This window comes from Paenibacillus sp. MZ04-78.2 (assembly GCF_024213375.1).
Lineage (GTDB): Bacteria > Bacillota > Bacilli > Paenibacillales > NBRC-103111 > Paenibacillus_G.
This window is the reverse complement of sequence record NZ_JANAVJ010000049.1, coordinates 1-17,097: the sequence shown is the minus strand read 5'-3', so window position 1 is coordinate 17,097 and position 17,097 is coordinate 1. Positions and strand designations below refer to the sequence as shown.

Genomic DNA, 17,097 nt, shown 5'->3' with positions numbered 1-17,097 from the left:
GCTCACAAAGCTTGTTTACAACCCCTTTTTTTTCCACCCCCTACTTTTTTTAAGGTTCCTGTAAGGTTCCTATTAAAACGCTGTAAGGTGCGGTGAACTATAATCGTCTTTGTAGAGATACAAGGAGGATTGCTTCATGACAACCATCTTACAGGCAAGCAACGTTCAAAAAATATACGGCACGAAGGAAAATCAATACAAAGCGCTGGAAGATATCGATCTGGAAGTGAAGGAAAGCGAGTTTATCGGCATCATGGGGCCTTCGGGGGCGGGGAAATCGACCTTGCTCAATATTTTGTCCACCATTGATACCCCGTCGTCCGGAGAAATCGTCATCGCCGGTCAAAACATCGTAAAGATGAACGAGGAACAATTGTCGGACTTTCGCCGCAATCAGCTCGGCTTTATTTTTCAGGACTATAACCTTCTCGATACGCTGACGGTCAAGGAAAACATCCTGCTTCCGCTCGCCTTATCGAAGGTTCCGGCCAAGGAAATCGAAGCGCGCGTTCATGAAATCGCCGATACGTTCGGCATCCGGGACATTCTCGACAAATATCCCTACCACATCTCCGGGGGCCAGAAACAGCGGACAGCCGCTTCGCGAGCCATTGTCGCCAACCCGAGCTTGATCCTGGCGGACGAGCCGACGGGCGCACTGGATTCGAAATCGGCTACCAGCCTGCTCGAAAGCTTGACCCTGCTCAACGAACGGCATCGATCGACGATCATGATGGTGACGCACGATGCGTTCGCCGCAAGCTTCTGCAAGCGAATCTTGTTTATTACAGACGGCACAATGTACGCCGAAATTCATAAGCTCCAGCAATCGCGGCAGGAATTTTTTCAAAAAATATTGGATGTCCTCGCTTCGCTTGGAGGTGGGCGGTAAATGACGTTAGTTCAGCTTGCCGGAAAAAACATCCGAAAAAACTTCACCAACTACTTCCTGTACTTTGCTTCGATGATTTTTAGCATCGTCATCTACTTTACGTTCGTGTCGTTAAAATACGATTCGACGATCTTGGCTACATCGGACGCGTCGCCCAAAATCAGCTCCGCCTTTAACGGAGCTTCGGCGGTCCTAATGATTTTCGTCGCCATTTTCATCTGGTACTCCAATGCCTTCTTCACCCGCAAGCGTAAAAAAGAAGTCGGCCTGTACTCGCTGCTCGGCGTACGAAAGAAGCAAATCGGCCGGATGCTGTTCTACGAAAACTTGATGATGGGCCTCTTGGCTCTCCTGATCGGCATCTTGCTCGGCTCTCTATTGTCCCAAGGGTTTGTGACGCTTTTGATGAAGGTCATGGGCTATGACGCGATGGCAAATTTTCGTATTTCACCGCAAGCGGTGATCCATACGATCGTTGTCTTCACCGTGATTACCATCATTACGTCGCTTCACGGGTACCGATTGATTTACCGGTTCAAATTAATCGAGCTGTTCCAGGCGGACAAAGAAGGAGAGCAAGAGCCGAAAGCCTCCTTGGCGATGGCGTTGCTGGCCGTACTATGCATCGGCATCGGCTACTGGCTGGCGCTTCAAAACATATTAGAGTCGGCCGCTTGGCGTGCAATAGGCTTCATGGTCACGCCGCTCGTGATCATTATCACCGTGATCATAGGCACTTATTTACTGTACAGCACCTTCATCGTGTACCTGTTAAAGATGGCCCGGAACAACAAAAAGCGATTTTGGAACGGCATCCAAATCATCAGTACCTCTCAGCTTCTGTACCGCATGAAAGGAAACGCCCGCACGTTAACGATCATCGCTGTCCTGAGCGCGACGACACTGACGGCCGTCGGAACGGCGTACAGCTTTTATTACAACAACCGGAGCAGCGCCGCGCTTGCCAATCCGAACAGCATGATGTTTATAGCGAACGACCAACGCACAACGAATGAAGTCCAAGACCGGATTTCGCGCGATAAGAAGCATGAGGTTGTTTATCACGAGCGCATTCCGGCCCTGCAAATGAAGGTAGACATTACGAGTCTTAACAGTAAAATTTCCAGCGATATCGTGAGCTATACCGTCATTACCAATACAGCTTTTAACAAACTGGCGGAAGTCCAGCAACGAAAAAATCCGTTGGCGCTGCAAGGACAAGAAGCGGCCGTACTGGATGCGGGGTATTACGAAGGGCTGTCGCCCGAATATGTAGGCTCGACGGTGTCCTTGAAGGCGAAGAAGCTTACGGAGAACGTTACCTTTACAAGCTTAAAACGATACAACGTCCTCAATCTTCGGACGGCGAGTACGACGGTCGTCGTTAGCGATGAGGTCTTTGCCAGATTGCAAAAGGAAGCTCCCCTCGTTCATATGGAAGCTTACAAGATTACGCACGAGGACGACGCGAAGCCATTAACAAGCGAGATTCAATCCATGCTGCCGCGGGAAGCGAGCTTTTCCAGCTTCTATACGGATTATGCCGCCGGTATGGAATCGAGTGGACTCATTATTTTTATGGGCGGGTTCCTGGGATTGGTTTTTCTCGCCGCCACGGGAAGCATCATTTACTTTAAACAGCTGACGGAAGCCAATGCCGACAAGGACCGCTACGTCATTTTGCACAAGATCGGCGTGAACAAAAAAGAAATTCGCAAATCGATCGCCAAGCAAACTTTATTCGTCTTCGCCCTGCCGTTAATCGCGGGAATTGCGCATTGCGCCATCGCTTTAACCGCTCTATCCAGGCTCCTCCATACGAATCTGGCGATTCCCGTCTTGATCTGCATAGGCGCCTATGCTTGCATGTACATCGTTTATTACTTCTTAACTGTGAACACCTACTACAAAATTGTGACCAAATCGAATGCATAACACATGGAACGGGAGAGGACTATGAAAAAAATAATCATTTCGTGCATCGGCATCGCGGCTCTTTTATTCGGAGGCTTGTTCTTCCTGCAGAACATCAATCTGAACCGGTTAGGGGCGGACGTCTATTATACGCAGGTTCAAGGACAAGGAAAGAAGCTTGAAAATAAAATCGACAACGGAGAAATCATGGTCAGATACGAATACGAGCTGTCGGCATTGGACAAGAACGGGCAGCAAAAGACACTGAAGTTCTCCGCCCCGAAGCAGCTTCGGGAGAAAGCATATCTCAGCTTGTTTGTGAAAGAAGGAAAAGGCGTGACCTCTTACCAGGAAGTCGCGAAGGAAGAGCTGCCGGGGAAAGCAAGTCAGCAATTGCAATAAATCGAAGGATCATAAGGAGCAGGCCAATATGAACACATCTATCCCACAGCAAGAAAGAATCGCAGCCTTGGATATCATTCGGGGACTTGCGTTATTCGGAATCTTATTTATCAATGTGAAAGCATATATCGTTCTCACCGAAGGGATGATCATACCGGAGTACACCGGAATCCATCAAGCGATCGATACCCTGATTGTCATGTTCGTGGAAAAGAAATTTTTCTCCATCTTCTCGTTCCTGTTCGGCGTCGGTTTTTACATCTTCGCCTCGCGCGCCGAACTCCGGGGGGACAAGCCGCTCTGGCGGTTTACCCGCCGCTTGCTGGCGCTCCTTCTCCTCGGCGTGATTCATGTCTTTGTCTTCTGGGGCACCATCTTGCCCATGTACGCGTTGATCGGTCTGTTCCTGCTTCCATTTTACCGGGCCAAGGTGACGACGATCCGCAATTGGCTTGGCGGAATCGCCGGAGTATACGTGCTTGCGCTCATCTTGAAACTCACGATAGGGCACGCGGTTCCATTATCCGGCGTGGTCGATTTTATCATCTCCGATATGACTTTAATCTTCATGATGTTTCTGGCTGGATTTCTGGCGGCGAAGGCGGACTGGATCAGACGGATCGGGGAATTGAAAAAACGGATTCGCTTGGTGCAGCTTTGGTCCTTGCCGGTCTTTATCGGGTTATCGGTCTGGATCTGGACGGCCACTCAGTATGGAGCGGAGAACCTGAAGCTCATCGTTTCCTTGAGCGCCATTCCTGGGGTCTTATTGTATGTGACGTCGCTGTTTTTGCTGCTTGAGCACCGGGTAGCCCGGACGATGCTTCAGCCCTTCGCACGCGTGGGCCAGATGGCGCTGACGAATTATGTCGCCCAAAGCTTAATCGGATCGTTGTTCATCTCGATCATGGGCCTGGAGACGGTATCTCCCGCCAATGTAGTCCTCATCGCCTGCCTGATTATGATCGTACAGCTCGCTTACAGCAGCCTGTGGTTCCGCTACTTTAAAATGGGCCCGCTGGAGAAAGCATGGCGGTTCATGACGTATGGCAAAAAACAAACTGCCGAATAAATCCAGACAATGCGCAAAGAAGCCGAGGCAAGCATGGCTTCTTTGCTGCTTGATAAATTATAAAAAGTGCCGCATACTCTCACATAAATAGGATACATTAAACCTTTCCCATCCAGGAGGCACGATGACATGGCGATCAACAAAAAGGTTTTGATTATAGACGATGAGGAAGCCATATTGAAGCTTGTGGCCACGGTTCTGCGCAAAGAAGGCATCGAGCATGTCATCACGTCCACGACGGCGGGAGACGGGTTCGTTCAATTCCAGCAAAAGCAGCCGGATCTTGTGCTGCTGGACATTATGCTCCCGGATGGGGAAGGCTATGACGTGTGCAGGCACATTCGAGCGATCTCGAAGGTTCCGATTTTATTTTTATCGGCCAAGACGGAGGAAATCGACAAAATTTTAGGCTTCGCCATCGGCGGCGACGATTATATTACGAAGCCGTTCAGCCCCAAAGAGCTGGCTTACCGCGTGAAAGCCCAATTGCGCCGAGCCGATTATATGCAGCCGGAGGCCATGAAGGATACGGTCCTCACAGCAGGCCCCTTTGCCTTAAACGAACAAAAAGCGGAATGTTTAAAGAACGGGATTAGCATTGAATTAAAGCCGAAAGAACTCGGATTAATGAAGTATTTCCTCCAGAACGTCAATAAAGTGATCAGCAAGGAAAGGCTGTACGACGCCGTCTGGGGGGAGGATTTTATCGGCATTGATAATACGGTGATGGTCCATATCCGGAGGCTGCGGGAAAAAATTGAAGACCAGCCTTCCCAACCCCGCTATCTAATTACCGTCAAAGGCTTGGGCTACAAGCTGGCCATCGAGGATGAATAGGTTATGAAATGGAAGTTAACAGTAAGATATCTGATCTCGGTTGTCTTCGTGGTCCTCTTCATTATTTTCGTAAACCTGTTCCTTATGCTTGCTTTGTTCACGGCCCAGTCCGTGTTAAATATCCCCATCTTTCAAGAAGAGGAGCATTCTCCCGAGCTATTCACACGACAGTTTCAGGATCAGATCACGATTTCCGGCGATGCGCTGACGATTGCCGACCCAGGTAAGGAAGAGCTAGGCAGCAGGAACGCATGGATTCAAATTTTGGATGAAACCGGCAAGGAGCTCTTCCATTACAAAGCTCCGGAAGGGTTAAAGAAAAGCTACACTCCGTCGGAAATTGTGCAAATGTACAAGTACAAGGAAGTAAATGGCGAAACGACGGTTTTTGTCGGAGAAAAGAAAGCAGGCGGCCGCGCTTACAGCTATTTGATCGGGATGGAAAACCGCAATATTAACCGGTATGTTATTTCGTATGATAATCAATCGTTGTTTCGCATGGTTCAAGTCGGAGGCATCGTTCTCGCTATCGATATTTTGATTACGTTACTGATCGGGTATTTCTTGAGCAAACAGCTGACCAAGCCGCTGTATACGCTAATCGACGGGATCAAACGACTGGCAGGCCATGAATATTTTCATGCCCGGCCGGCGGGTGTCTTTAAACAAGTATTTTCGAATATCAATCAGTTGTCCAACCAGCTTAAAGCGAATGAGTCGGAACGAAAAAAGTTGGACCGGATGAAAGAGGAATGGGTTACCAACATCTCCCACGATATTAAAACGCCGCTGGCCTCGATTCAAGGCTTTGCCGAAATGATGAAGGACCCGGATTATCGCTTTACCGAAGACGAAATCAGGGAATACGCCGACATTATTGAGAAAAAGTCGCTTTATATCAAAGAGGTCATTGAGGATTTAAGCTTAACGACAAGATTGAAGAATAAAGAACTGACGCTAAACAAAAAAACGACCAATCTGGTCGTATTATTGCGAAATATCGTGATCGACATCGTCAATGACCCGAAATACGCCAAGCGACATATTGAGTTTTATGCTGATCAAGAGAACATCCCGGCGGAGGTGGATGAAATTCTTGTTCGGAGAGCAATACACAATTTAATATATAACGCGCTTATCCATAATGACGCCAACGTGAATATCGCCGTCCGGATTGAAAAGACCGAGCGGACCCGTATTGTCATCCAAGATAACGGCAAAGGCATCCGGAAAGAAGAGCTCGACAAAATCTTCGACCGCTATTACCGGGGAACCAACACCGGAGATGCGCATAAAGGCTCCGGGCTTGGCATGGCGATAGCCAAAGATATTATCCAGGAGCACGATGGAGAGATTAAGATTCACAGCGAGGTCGGTCGCGGGACGACGATTGAGATTCAATTGTGATCCGGTTCCGGTAACGAGTGAAAGGGAGCGCGGCATCGCCGGCTCCCTTATGTTTATTTCACGCGGACTGTAATTGGGGAAGATTTCGTGGTACCGAACGAGTTAATCAACTCGGCCGTATAGATATATGTTCCGGGCTTTTGATTCGTGAAGGTTTTGACCGCCTTCTGCGCTTGCGAGCTGTTGTCCGTCAGCTCTTCCTCGTGGACAAGCGTATCGTTTTCGTACAATCTCCACTGGTCGCCGTTATTTCCCCACCACATGTTCATCGTGATCGCATAGTCCTTCTCGTTGGACCAGTTGTTGTGGTTTAGGCTGAGGGAGCCGGGAACGCCGGTCGCCTTCACCGATCCGTTCGTACCGTCGGTCGTACCGCCGGTCGTACCGCCGATCTTGACCCCGACCTTCATGGTGCTGCTGCCAGGGGTGTTCACGTTCACGGAGATTTTCGTATCGGCTCCTTCGTAAGTCGCGCTCGAAGGCTTCGTCTTCGGGCCGAACGATGTGTTGGAACCGCTTACGTAATAGTGGTCGAACCTCTCCCCTTTCTTCTTGGTGTCGAGCTGGCTGTAGCCGAGCGTGCCTTCGTTGGCTTCTTCGAGATCGACCATCTTATGATGCTCATTCGCATTGTTCGTATTTTGGTTGCTAAGACGCAAAAGCGTCTCGTCCACGTGCCAGATCGCTACGCCAGGCTTGCCGCCGTTGAGCGCCTTTTCCAGTCCCCGGTCATATCCAACAAAGCCGCGGTTTTCCAGCAGGAAAAACTGTCCCGGCGCGCTTGTGTTGATCTTGACGACGTTGTAAGCATTCGGGTTGGACGGTTGAACCGTGTTGAGCGTATACGTATGGGAGCCGTTCGCGCTCACTTCCGTCGGTTTCACCCACCCAAGCCGGTATTTGGACCAAGCGTCCGGATGAACCGGCGTGGAACCCGAATGGTTATTACCATAGGTGGCCCACGACCCGCCGGCCATCAGACTGTGCGGACCGATACCCGAAGAGGAACCGTCAACATCGTATAGATCGGGCAGATCGAATAAATGACCCATTTCGTGAACGAGTACGCCTATCGTCGCCATATGGTCGGCGCTCTCAGGCCTACCATGGATTTCACCTTGCATGACATAATCCAGATTCACCGTTTTGCCGTCTCCCTGCCATGTTCCCGCCGACCAACGGTGCGCCCACACACTCGGGGTCACATTCTTACTGTAAGCGGTTTCGTAACCGGCCGTTACGGTAACCAGAAACAGCTCGTCCCGGGTCACCTTACCATCGTTGTTCGTGTCGAAGCTGGCAAAATTGACGTACGGATCGGCTGCCGCTATGGCGTCCTTGACGATTTTTTTGTTGACTGCTCCGGTGTCGCCCTTCGTATTCGGGTGAGGATAGCCGAGCTTGACACGAACGATGCCGTCGCCTGCTGTGCCGTAGGATTCCGCCGCAGGGCCGATCGTCATTTTACCTGCGCTGACCTCTTTGTAGTAATGCTTGACTGTGCCTTCCTTATCGCCGAAGAAGCGGTCATTCCATTCGCTATCGGAATATTTCATGCCGATATCGGCGAACTCCACAAGCATCACAAGCAGCTTGCGGGAGCTGCCGGTGTTGAGCGGCGCAAGGGACGGGCCGGGATCGGGATCGCCGATAAACGGCTCGACGTTGGATTTGATTTTCTCCACAATCTGCTGTTCCTTCGCCCACTCCAACACCTGCTCTTGCTTGAGCGTCTGCTCCGGTTTTGGGTCAATGTTCACTTTTGCCCCGCTCGGCTTCAATTCGCTGCCATCAATTTCAGCATAATTCCAAAAACCGTTCTTGTCCCGCACTAATACTTCGTCATCCATCCCCTTCGTCCAGTTCAGCCATTCGTCACCCTGCTGAGCCGCTTGGAACGTCTCCCCTGTTGGCTGCTTGTACACTTCCGTTCCGCCATAAGCCGGAACCCCCAAGCTCACCGATGCGGTGCCGAAATAGGCCAAACCGGAAATGATTAGACTGCATGTTAGTTTCTTCAATTTACCATACCTCCCTCATTTTTACTTCATTATTAGTATAAGGTATCTCTAGCGGCTTGAGATGAGTTGATAGAACTACTAGAGAACATTTTTTTTACGCTGACTTGGCTAGTTTACCTTCGGTCAATAGTAAATTTGTCCTGAACTATCGACAGTATGGCCGCTCTTTCGCGGTCCAGATGTCGAAACGGCCCGTCGATTGTGTCAGTACGCGGCAAAAAAACTGTGGCAGCGACTGACCAAGCCGAACCAACAGCGCATAATGCAGAAAAAAGTAAAAAAATATTCCTTTCAAGTATAATATTTGAATTTTGGAAGAATTGATCTATACTATTACCAGGTATGAAAAAAGTGCAGCCCACAGTAAAATGGATTTATGTATAAAAGAGGGGGGAATAGCTAACTTAGAAGCATATACCCACGCTCTCTGCCTGTTCACAGAAAGGGGTTAGTACTATAGCTTTTGGGAGGTAACCTAATGAAGAAGTCTCTAATCCTCTTATTGATAATTCTAATTCTGGGATGTAATCGTGCGGCTCCGGTTGAAAAAAATGCAAATTCGCTTTCGTTTGGGGGAATTTCACCTGGATTTTCTGAAGAGAATTACAAAAATCATGGGGAATCCGACCGAAATACAACTCAAAGATACTACCAAGGAAATCCATTATGTAGGCCCCAAAGGACCTAACGCTACATTTATTCTGATCAATAACCATCCTTGAATTTTTATAGAAAGTACACAGCTCCATTCTTCGGTTTCTCCACAGGTGCATGTCGTGCAGAATCGTCCCCTACAGCGATAGGGCGCCACTTCATAGCGTGGCGCCCTTCACAAACCTTATCACGAAATCGAAAACTTGGCGGAGAAGTTCATTTTTTTCACGAAAGAGCTGTTCGCCCCGGCCTTAAACTGAACGTACAGCGGACCGTTTTTCTGCGCTGTAAAAATACGGCCATAAGGGGTATGCGTATTATAAGTGCCAAGCGCTTGACCGTCCGCATCGTACACAGTATAAGTGATGGGGAACCCCGAGTTATAGACGAAAACGGTAAGCTCTTCTCCTTGATTCAGGACAAAAGCTTCTTTTTCGGACTCCTCGTAAGAAGTCAGCGAGTAATATTTTACAACCTCTCTTGCTTCCAAATTCAAATGCTCGGCATCCAAGCTGCGAGACGCGGCTACACCGGCAGAGTGGCCGGAAGCGCCCACAGTTACGGATTCCATTGGACTGCTTGCCATAACCGAGGCGGAGACGGACAGCACCAGGGCCGTCGATAATGCGGCAGATACGATTTTCTTTTTCATAGTTTCCCTCCTATGGATAATATTTGTAAATACACCCCTATTATACCGTTATAATTACTATGTTTCAATTATTTGGTAGAAAATAGTTCGAAGGAGGGAATATGCAGCCTGTCTGCCAGAGACTTCGGTCCTTGATTGTGCCTTTGGACTTCATGAACTCGTCACCCTGCCTGCTTCGCTTGAACCGCCGCCCCTTGCGTCCGCTTGGCCGACCTCGCCCCAAGGATCGCGTCGAGGTTCACAAGCAAAATGCTGACGATGATCGTGATGCCGCCCGCGATAGCCCCCCAAGTGACCGCTTCCCCATACAGCAGAGCGCCTAACGCAAAGGCGATTAACGGCGAAATATAGAGCCACGTGGTCGGGAAGAACGGATTCGTCCGCGCCACGAGCCAGTAAAACAAGCTGTGTCCCATCATCGATCCGACCACGGTCAAATACAGCAGCGCTCCGATCCCCTGCCCCGTGGCCAAAGCTTCCATCGGTACGCGCTCCGTGAACAGGGACAAAACGAGCAGCAGGATTCCCCCGTGCATCATTTGTATGGCGTTCAACGCCAGCGGCGACGTCTCCGGATACCGTACGAGCGCCCGCTTCGCATAGAGCGCGCCCGACGCATAGAACAGTTCCCCGACCAGAACCGCGGCGCAGCCAACCACCCAGAGCACATTCGTCTCCACGGACAGGTTAGGCGCAACCAGCAGCCCCACTCCAGCAAAGCCGAGCACGCACCCGATGACGGAATTGCGGCTTGCCTTGCTCCGAAGCACGATGCTTTGAATCAGTAATAAAAAAATCGGCCCCGTCGCGGATAAAATCGCCGCCAACCCGGAGCTTACATACTGCTCAGCCCAATATAGCGTCGCGAACGTGCCGAACGTCAGCCCGATCCCCGTCGGCAGCAGGTCCTTGCGCCACAGTAACGAGAAACGCACCTTTCCCGTCGCCAACGCCCAGACGAAAATAAGCGCGCCCGCAAGCAGGAACCGTACTCCGGCCGAGAAGAACGGAGGCAGCCCCGCGTCAATCCCTACCTTGATCATCAAAAACGTCGTGCCGAAAATCAAACACATGACGGCATAGCCCAACCACACCATGTCTCTCTCCTCCTTCTATTTCTCCATCATAGAAGAAGAGGCGCAGAACAGATGAAATATCACAGAACAGATTGCGAAAAAAAGTGCTACAATGGATGTACTGAAAGGAGCGTGCGACGCATGAGCAAAATCTACCCATCCGCCGCCCGGCCTGCCCGGCTGTACGAAAGCGTCTGCGACGACATCCTGAAACGGATCGACCGGGGGGAATGGAGCGAGCGCGGCAAGCTTCCTTCGATCCGCGAGTTGGCCCAAGAGCTGGGCGTTCACCGGCTGACCGTGTTCAAAGCTTACCAGCTGCTGAAGCAGAGCGGCAAAGCGTACGTGAAAGACAAATCCGGCTATTATCTCAACACCGGCAGCTTGCCGTCCGACCTGACGACGACGCCTGCCGTACACTCTCATATTCAACAAAATCCGCTATCCGACATCCAGCGGGTTCCGGTGGTTTACCAGTTCTCCCAGGCGCTGCTTGATCCGAATCTGCTGCCGAATCAGTACCTCTCAGCTTACGTCAAGCAAGCCTTCGATCTGTATCCCAAAGTGCTCGGAACTTACGCGCCCGTCCAAGGTGACGAGGAGCTGCGTGAAGCGATGGCCGAATACTTCACGGTCCAGCACCGCCTTGCTCTCACGCCCGAAGAGCTGCTGATCACTTCCGGAGCGCAGCAAGCGCTGGACCTGCTGGCCAAAACGATGCTCAAGCCGCGGGACGTCGTGCTCGTAGACCGTCCGACCTACGGCGCGGCGATGGATATATTCCGCAGCTACGGCGCGCAGTTGGCCGCCGTGGATATCCATCCGCACGGCTATGATTTGGAGCGCGTGGCAAGGCTGATGAAGGAGCGCAAGCCCCGCTTCTTTTATCTCAACCCGACTTTTCACAACCCGACAGGCTATACCGTGTCCGCCGAACAGCGGAAGCGCCTGGTCGAGCTGGCGGCGGAGCACCGCTGTCTTCTGGTGGAGGACGATCCGTTTCACGACATTTACTTTAAGCAGCCACCGCCGCCGCCCCTGTTCGCCTATGATACGGAAGGGTATGTCGCCTACATTCGCAGCTTCAGCAAGTATATCGCTCCCGGCTTGCGCATCGCCGCCGTGGCGGCCCGGCCGCCGGTCATCGGCAATCTGCTGACCGCCAAGTCGCTCGCCGATAACGGCACGCCGCTTTTGAATCAAAAGATATTCCTGCTGCTCTTCTTCTCCGACCGGATGCAGCGGCACTTGGAGAAGCTCCGCATCGCACTGCATGTGCGGATGAACATTATGGAGGAAGCGTTGTCCGGGACCGGCTTGTCGTGGACCAAGCCCGCAGGCGGCTTGAGCTTGTGGATCAAGCTGCCCGATGGGATTAAAGCGGAAACGCTGCTGGCGAAGGGCATCGAGCAGTCGCTAACGTTCGTGCCCGGCACCATCTGCGATCCGCTCGCAGAGCTCGACGACCGGATTCGCTTGAGCTACTCTTACGCTAATGAAAACCAGCTGCGCGAAGGAGTCCGGCTGCTGGCCGGGCTGCTGCGCTCCTTGGCCTGATGCGCGGCGTACAGCCAAAAGCCCGTCGCTCCCCTTAGGGGAACGGCGGGCAAAATGCCTGTCTATTTTCCATTGCCAGTCGTCCAATATCCCATTAGAAGCTTGCTGATCGTAACCATATTAAGGCTGCAACCAGCTCAGGCTTCATATACTTTAGCCCTCTCGTGCATCGTCTGGGAGCTCATTTTGCTTATTTCATCGATGAGAGCTACACGGTAGCTGCCGTTTCCTTGTTGACCGGCGGTTTCATAAGCAATCTCCCCGGCAATCCCCATGCACAAAAGACCGGCGATGGCCGCCATGCGGTAATCCGCCGTGACGCCACAGAACGAGCCGATAAGGGAAGTGCTCATACATCCCGTACCGGTGATAGAGCCGAGCATCGGATGTCCGTTCTCCATACAAATTACACTTTTGCCATCGGATACGATATCGGTCGCACCGGTGATGGCCACCGTGCAGTTATATTGCTGCGCCAATTCGCTCGCAATATCGATGCCGCTTTGCAGACTGTTTTCCAAGTCCGCTTCGGAAGCGTCCACCCCTTTCGTTGTTGCTTGGAGTCCGGCGATATAACGGATTTCAGACATATTGCCGCGGATGACGCTGAATTGTAATTGTTCCAGCAGCACCCTAACTGTCTGATTGCGGAGCTTCGACGCGCCTGCGCCCACGGGGTCCAAAACGACAGGGATGCCCCTCTCGTTTGCTTTCTTCCCGGCGGCAAGCATAGATTCTACGGTTCGGCTATTCAATGTTCCTATATTCAACACAAGCGCGGAGGATATTGCGGTAATGTCAGCCGCTTCCTCGATATCGTCAGCCATGATAGGAGAAGCGCCGATGGCCAGCGTAACATTGGCGCAATCGTTGACGGTCACATAATTGGTAAGATGATGAACCAAAGGCTTGGTTCGCCGGAGGCTGCTCACTAAACTGCCGATACTTGAGGTTAAGGTATTGTCCATTGATCTCACTCAGATCCTTTCTTTAATCCGTTCTGGTAAAGTTCATAAAAATGATGCGTGGGGCCGTGGCCCTTTCCGATCGACAAGGAATGCCGAATGGCCGTTGTGATATATTCCTTTGCCCGATGTACCGCTTCCTACAGCATGACCGCCTTTGACAAGGGCGTTTTTTCAAGTCATCCTCTCCGCTCTGTTACATTAATAAAATAAAAAAACCTTGTCCTGTTTCAGACAAGGGGAAAATAACACGCTCTGTTGTTATTTGCTCCCTACGTCAGTCTTAACTAACAGGTTCAAAGGGTCAGGTTTTAACCTTCTCAACTGCGAACAGTCCCCCCGCAAATCAGTTTCATTGAAACATACGCTTATCCAAAAGTCAAATGCATCGGACACATCTGCCGATAATAAAAGCATGATATTTCCGTGCATAGATTGCAAGGATTCGTTGATCTTCACATCCTATAATTTATCTTGAAAGGAGGAGCCGCATGGATTGGCTGGATCGCATGAATAGCGCAATGGAATATATAGAAACACATCTGGCTGAGACTATTGATTACGACCAGGCGGCCAAGATTGCCTGTTGTTCGACTTATCATTTCCAACGGATGTTTTCATTCATAACGGATGTGCCGCTGTCAGAGTATATTCGGCGCAGGCGGCTGACTCTTGCCGCGTTCGAACTTCAAAACAGGGATGTTAAGGTCATTGATATCGCTTTGAAGTACGGTTATGAGTCACCCGAAGCATTCTCCAGAGCGTTCAAAAAAATGCACGGTATAATGCCTACGTCAGCGCGCGATAAGGGCATGTTGCTGAAAGCCTATCCTCGGATGTCCTTTCATATTTCAATAAAAGGAGATGCGGAGATGAACTATAAAATCGAGGAAAAACAAGCTTTTGACATGTTCGGTATATCGACTGAAATCAACGCTGACGGCGAAAACCCGTTTATTGAAATCCCTGCTTTTTGGAGCCAATGCATTTCTGACGGAACCGTTGACCGAATCCGTACCGCCGCAGGTTTAGGTGAAGATGGACAGCTTCATGCAGTTTTATACAACAGGCGAGGTAACTCATTTTCCTATCTGATCGGGTATTATTTGCCTCAGACTGGTCTGCCGGAAGGGTTTGAAAAACTATCCATTCCTCCGCAAACCTACGCGATCTTCTCGACAGGTCTGTATCCCGATGGACAAAGCAGCATTCATGCATTGTGGAAACGCATTTGGGGGGAGTGGTTTCCGACCTGCAATTACGAATCTGCAAATGGTCCAGAGTTTGAAATGACCTACGACAGAGGCAATAACCTGTATGAAATGGAAGTTTGGATTCCGGTAGTATAGGCAAGCTCGGGTATGTATCCGAATTTGGTAAGGGCGTCGTTGAACTATTAAATCCCACCAATAAAAAACGGCGAACAAAGCCGTTTTTTTGCATTGTTTAAAATCGCCGCTCAAAGCTGAAAATGAGCTACAATGGTGATTTTTTCTTTATTGCATCTAAAACGGCAATAAAGAGTGTCATAAGAAAAGAGTACAATAAAGAGCTGGCATAGCTTGGTTCAGGGAAAATGTAGTAGTAAGTTAGCACACAATTGACTATGAAAAAAATTAAGTATTTCATACTGTCTGCCTCCTTCTAAAAAACGCCCGCCAACATTACATTTTACCTTGGATTATCCATTTTCTTATGGTAATAACATAATGCGATTGTAACCCAACATGCTGGCCCTGAATTGTAATAAATCCCAAGCCGTTCGAGCTAGGGCAGCGTTTTATAAATGATATTCCCGTCTTTATTTTTGGCTTGAATATCAATCGGTTCACTAATATCCTCCGACAAGCTGTAGAACATTTTCTCATGATTATATTGAATTATTTTTAGGTCTTGTGGTTTGGTTCCATGTACCTCAAGAGATTCGATCACATCGTTCAATCTCCCGGACAATAGAAAATAATTTAATTGCGAGTTCTTAGAAATTTGCCAATCAACCATCTTTTCATTCAAGGGTGCATTGACAAACGATGTCGAAGTAAGAACTTTATTGTTTTTCAACAGAAAAACGTGAGTTTTTTGCGTTTTATCGGTACAGAAGACAACTTCAAATTTATTTTCCGGATACGTCCGAAGGGAGTCTTTGTTAAATGTTACGTTATTGTTAGCATAGGCGGAAATGATATCGAATTTATCGCCCTGGTTGAAATTTAAATACAGCATAGTGACAATGCCCACGAATAGTAAGCCCAAAATAATCCAAGTCCTTCTTTTATTCATGTGCCTCCCTTAGCATAAAAATAAAGGATTAATTTGTAAATGAAATCAAAAATAAGAAAAATAGGGATTTCCGTCTTGATTGTAATCGCCATTTCAATTATTGCTCTACTCGTAAATATTCAATTAACCATTTACAAATACGAGCGCGAAATGCGAGATTACCTAGTAAATACTAAAAATTACAAAGAGGAAGAAATACTAAGCATCAAATGCGAACTCTCTAAATTACCTCAATATCCGGTTTATGTTACTTTCAAAGACGAGCCCAATGTAACTTATGTATATTCACGTGGTGGTTATGGACTTTGGTACCAATTTCCTCCGCAGCCTGGTTACTCAAACTATAACCATTTAGAGAAAAACTAAGATGCAGAGCTAGTCCATTTTTCACCTCCCACCGATCCTAATTTTCAAAATCCTAAAACAAGGTTTAATTGGGGCTTTATTCAATTAAACGGATAATGAATAAAAATGTTGCACACGCTTGTGTTTGTGTCCTTTGTTTGCCCTGTAAAAAACAAACGCTCGCGTAAAAGCTTTGTGAAAGAGTCTGACTAACCATTTTTCTTCATTGAGTTATCCAAAAATTTAAAGTAAGTTGGCATAAAAATTGAAATCGAGACTACAAAAATAGTTGCCTTCAGCGTCATATTCAGATTCGAGTTCCACCATTCTCGCGGATTTCGCAAATGGATCAATCTTTGCGATTGCGGAAGTACCGATAGCACCTGCAACTACACAACATAAAACGGTTGCTGTTACAACGAATTTTTTATTCATTCTGTTTTCCTCCGATTCGACTCAAATTAGGTTGAACTATATTTGATTTTAATGGAATATACATAAGGATGAGGTGCCATTATTATCTATTCTTTTTTTATTTATTTGCTTTAGACTTTCACCGCTAAACCAATTCGCGTAGTTGTCATCATTAGTCGAGTGTTGAGATACATACAGATCGCCGCCGCCGTAGAAATCTACCGTTACTGTATGAGTTGTGTGTCCGCTGCTATCCGCAAATTGGACTTGATCCCCGGGCCAAAGGTCTGACGGCCATTTCCATTGTCGGTGTCCCCCCAGAAGGTACGATACTGATGAGCCCCCGTCCAAGAGGTGTTCTTCCATTAGGTCTACTTGAAGATGCAACATCGGAACCGTAGTTAGTATTTCGGTTTGGCATAATCAGCAGCGTTTTGGCAATTATAACTTGAGTTCATTTTGTTTGCCGTTCCATTTCATATCTGGATCATGGCACCATGGACTCTTACTCTGTGGGTTTTCGCCTGTTTATAAGTGAGCGTCAAATACTCCCCACCTTTCAAGAACCTCAAGCTCATGAGAAAATGAAGGCATCTTGAACGGGAGGTT

15 protein-coding genes and 1 riboswitch are annotated in these 17,097 nt (G+C 48.9%); of the genes, 9 read left to right on the top strand and 6 right to left on the bottom strand.

Going from position 1 to position 17,097, the window contains the following annotated elements:
* The first annotated feature begins 136 nt into the window (after nucleotides 1–136).
* From NLX71_RS23205 to NLX71_RS23180, 6 genes are all read left to right on the top strand, one after another.
* On the top strand, nucleotides 137–892 hold the full coding sequence (locus tag NLX71_RS23205; RefSeq protein ID WP_254366169.1) for an ABC transporter ATP-binding protein: 756 nt from the start codon (nucleotides 137–139) through the stop codon (nucleotides 890–892).
* The gene (locus NLX71_RS23200) at nucleotides 893–2,827 is read left to right on the top strand and encodes an ABC transporter permease (RefSeq protein WP_254366168.1); all 1,935 of its coding nucleotides are present in this window, start codon (nucleotides 893–895) and stop codon (nucleotides 2,825–2,827) included.
* A gap of 21 nt (nucleotides 2,828–2,848) precedes the next feature.
* Nucleotides 2,849–3,208, top strand: coding sequence for a YxeA family protein (locus NLX71_RS23195; protein ID WP_254366167.1), 360 nt, complete (start codon nucleotides 2,849–2,851; stop codon nucleotides 3,206–3,208).
* A gap of 28 nt (nucleotides 3,209–3,236) precedes the next feature.
* On the top strand, nucleotides 3,237–4,280 hold the full coding sequence (locus tag NLX71_RS23190) for a DUF418 domain-containing protein (protein WP_254366166.1): 1,044 nt from the start codon (nucleotides 3,237–3,239) through the stop codon (nucleotides 4,278–4,280).
* A gap of 129 nt (nucleotides 4,281–4,409) precedes the next feature.
* Nucleotides 4,410–5,117: a response regulator transcription factor gene (locus tag NLX71_RS23185; protein ID WP_254366165.1), complete on the top strand. Its 708-nt coding sequence runs from the start codon at nucleotides 4,410–4,412 to the stop codon at nucleotides 5,115–5,117.
* Nucleotides 5,118–5,120: 3 nt separating this feature from the next.
* Entirely contained in the window at nucleotides 5,121–6,524 is a 1,404-nt protein-coding gene (locus NLX71_RS23180; RefSeq protein WP_254366164.1) for a sensor histidine kinase, read from the top strand.
* A gap of 53 nt (nucleotides 6,525–6,577) precedes the next feature.
* On the opposite strand, the gene NLX71_RS23175 is transcribed toward NLX71_RS23180, so the two are convergent.
* From NLX71_RS23175 to NLX71_RS23165, 3 genes are all read right to left on the bottom strand, one after another.
* A complete protein-coding gene (locus tag NLX71_RS23175; RefSeq protein WP_254366163.1) occupies nucleotides 6,578–8,545 on the bottom strand; it encodes a M6 family metalloprotease domain-containing protein in 1,968 nt (655 codons plus the stop codon).
* 841 nt (nucleotides 8,546–9,386) lie between these two features.
* Nucleotides 9,387–9,851, bottom strand: a complete 465-nt coding sequence (locus NLX71_RS23170) for a hypothetical protein (protein WP_375377951.1) — start codon at nucleotides 9,849–9,851, stop codon at nucleotides 9,387–9,389.
* Nucleotides 9,852–10,012: 161 nt separating this feature from the next.
* Nucleotides 10,013–10,948, bottom strand: coding sequence for a DMT family transporter (locus tag NLX71_RS23165; protein WP_254366162.1), 936 nt, complete (start codon nucleotides 10,946–10,948; stop codon nucleotides 10,013–10,015).
* A 120-nt stretch (nucleotides 10,949–11,068) separates the two neighbouring features.
* Here NLX71_RS23165 and NLX71_RS23160 point away from each other — a divergent pair, with 120 nt between their 5' ends.
* A complete protein-coding gene (locus NLX71_RS23160; RefSeq protein WP_254366161.1) occupies nucleotides 11,069–12,484 on the top strand; it encodes an aminotransferase-like domain-containing protein in 1,416 nt (471 codons plus the stop codon).
* Nucleotides 12,485–12,621: 137 nt separating this feature from the next.
* Here the strand turns inward: NLX71_RS23160 and thiM are convergent, their stop codons facing one another.
* Entirely contained in the window at nucleotides 12,622–13,452 is an 831-nt protein-coding gene (thiM, locus tag NLX71_RS23155; protein WP_302058408.1) for a hydroxyethylthiazole kinase, read from the bottom strand.
* Between the two features lie 249 nt (nucleotides 13,453–13,701).
* Nucleotides 13,702–13,800, bottom strand: a riboswitch (TPP riboswitch).
* A gap of 140 nt (nucleotides 13,801–13,940) precedes the next feature.
* On the opposite strand from thiM, the gene NLX71_RS23145 reads away from it, so the two are divergent.
* Nucleotides 13,941–14,798, top strand: coding sequence for an AraC family transcriptional regulator (locus tag NLX71_RS23145; RefSeq protein ID WP_254366159.1), 858 nt, complete (start codon nucleotides 13,941–13,943; stop codon nucleotides 14,796–14,798).
* Between the two features lie 418 nt (nucleotides 14,799–15,216).
* Here the strand turns inward: NLX71_RS23145 and NLX71_RS23140 are convergent, their stop codons facing one another.
* Entirely contained in the window at nucleotides 15,217–15,729 is a 513-nt protein-coding gene (locus NLX71_RS23140; protein ID WP_254366158.1) for a hypothetical protein, read from the bottom strand.
* 39 nt (nucleotides 15,730–15,768) lie between these two features.
* Between NLX71_RS23140 and NLX71_RS23135 the strand changes: the two genes are divergently transcribed.
* A complete protein-coding gene (locus tag NLX71_RS23135; RefSeq protein ID WP_254366157.1) occupies nucleotides 15,769–16,095 on the top strand; it encodes a DUF3139 domain-containing protein in 327 nt (108 codons plus the stop codon).
* 222 nt (nucleotides 16,096–16,317) lie between these two features.
* Here the strand turns inward: NLX71_RS23135 and NLX71_RS23130 are convergent, their stop codons facing one another.
* On the bottom strand, nucleotides 16,318–16,509 hold the full coding sequence (locus NLX71_RS23130) for a hypothetical protein (protein ID WP_254366156.1): 192 nt from the start codon (nucleotides 16,507–16,509) through the stop codon (nucleotides 16,318–16,320).
* Nucleotides 16,510–17,097: the final 588 nt, after the last annotated feature.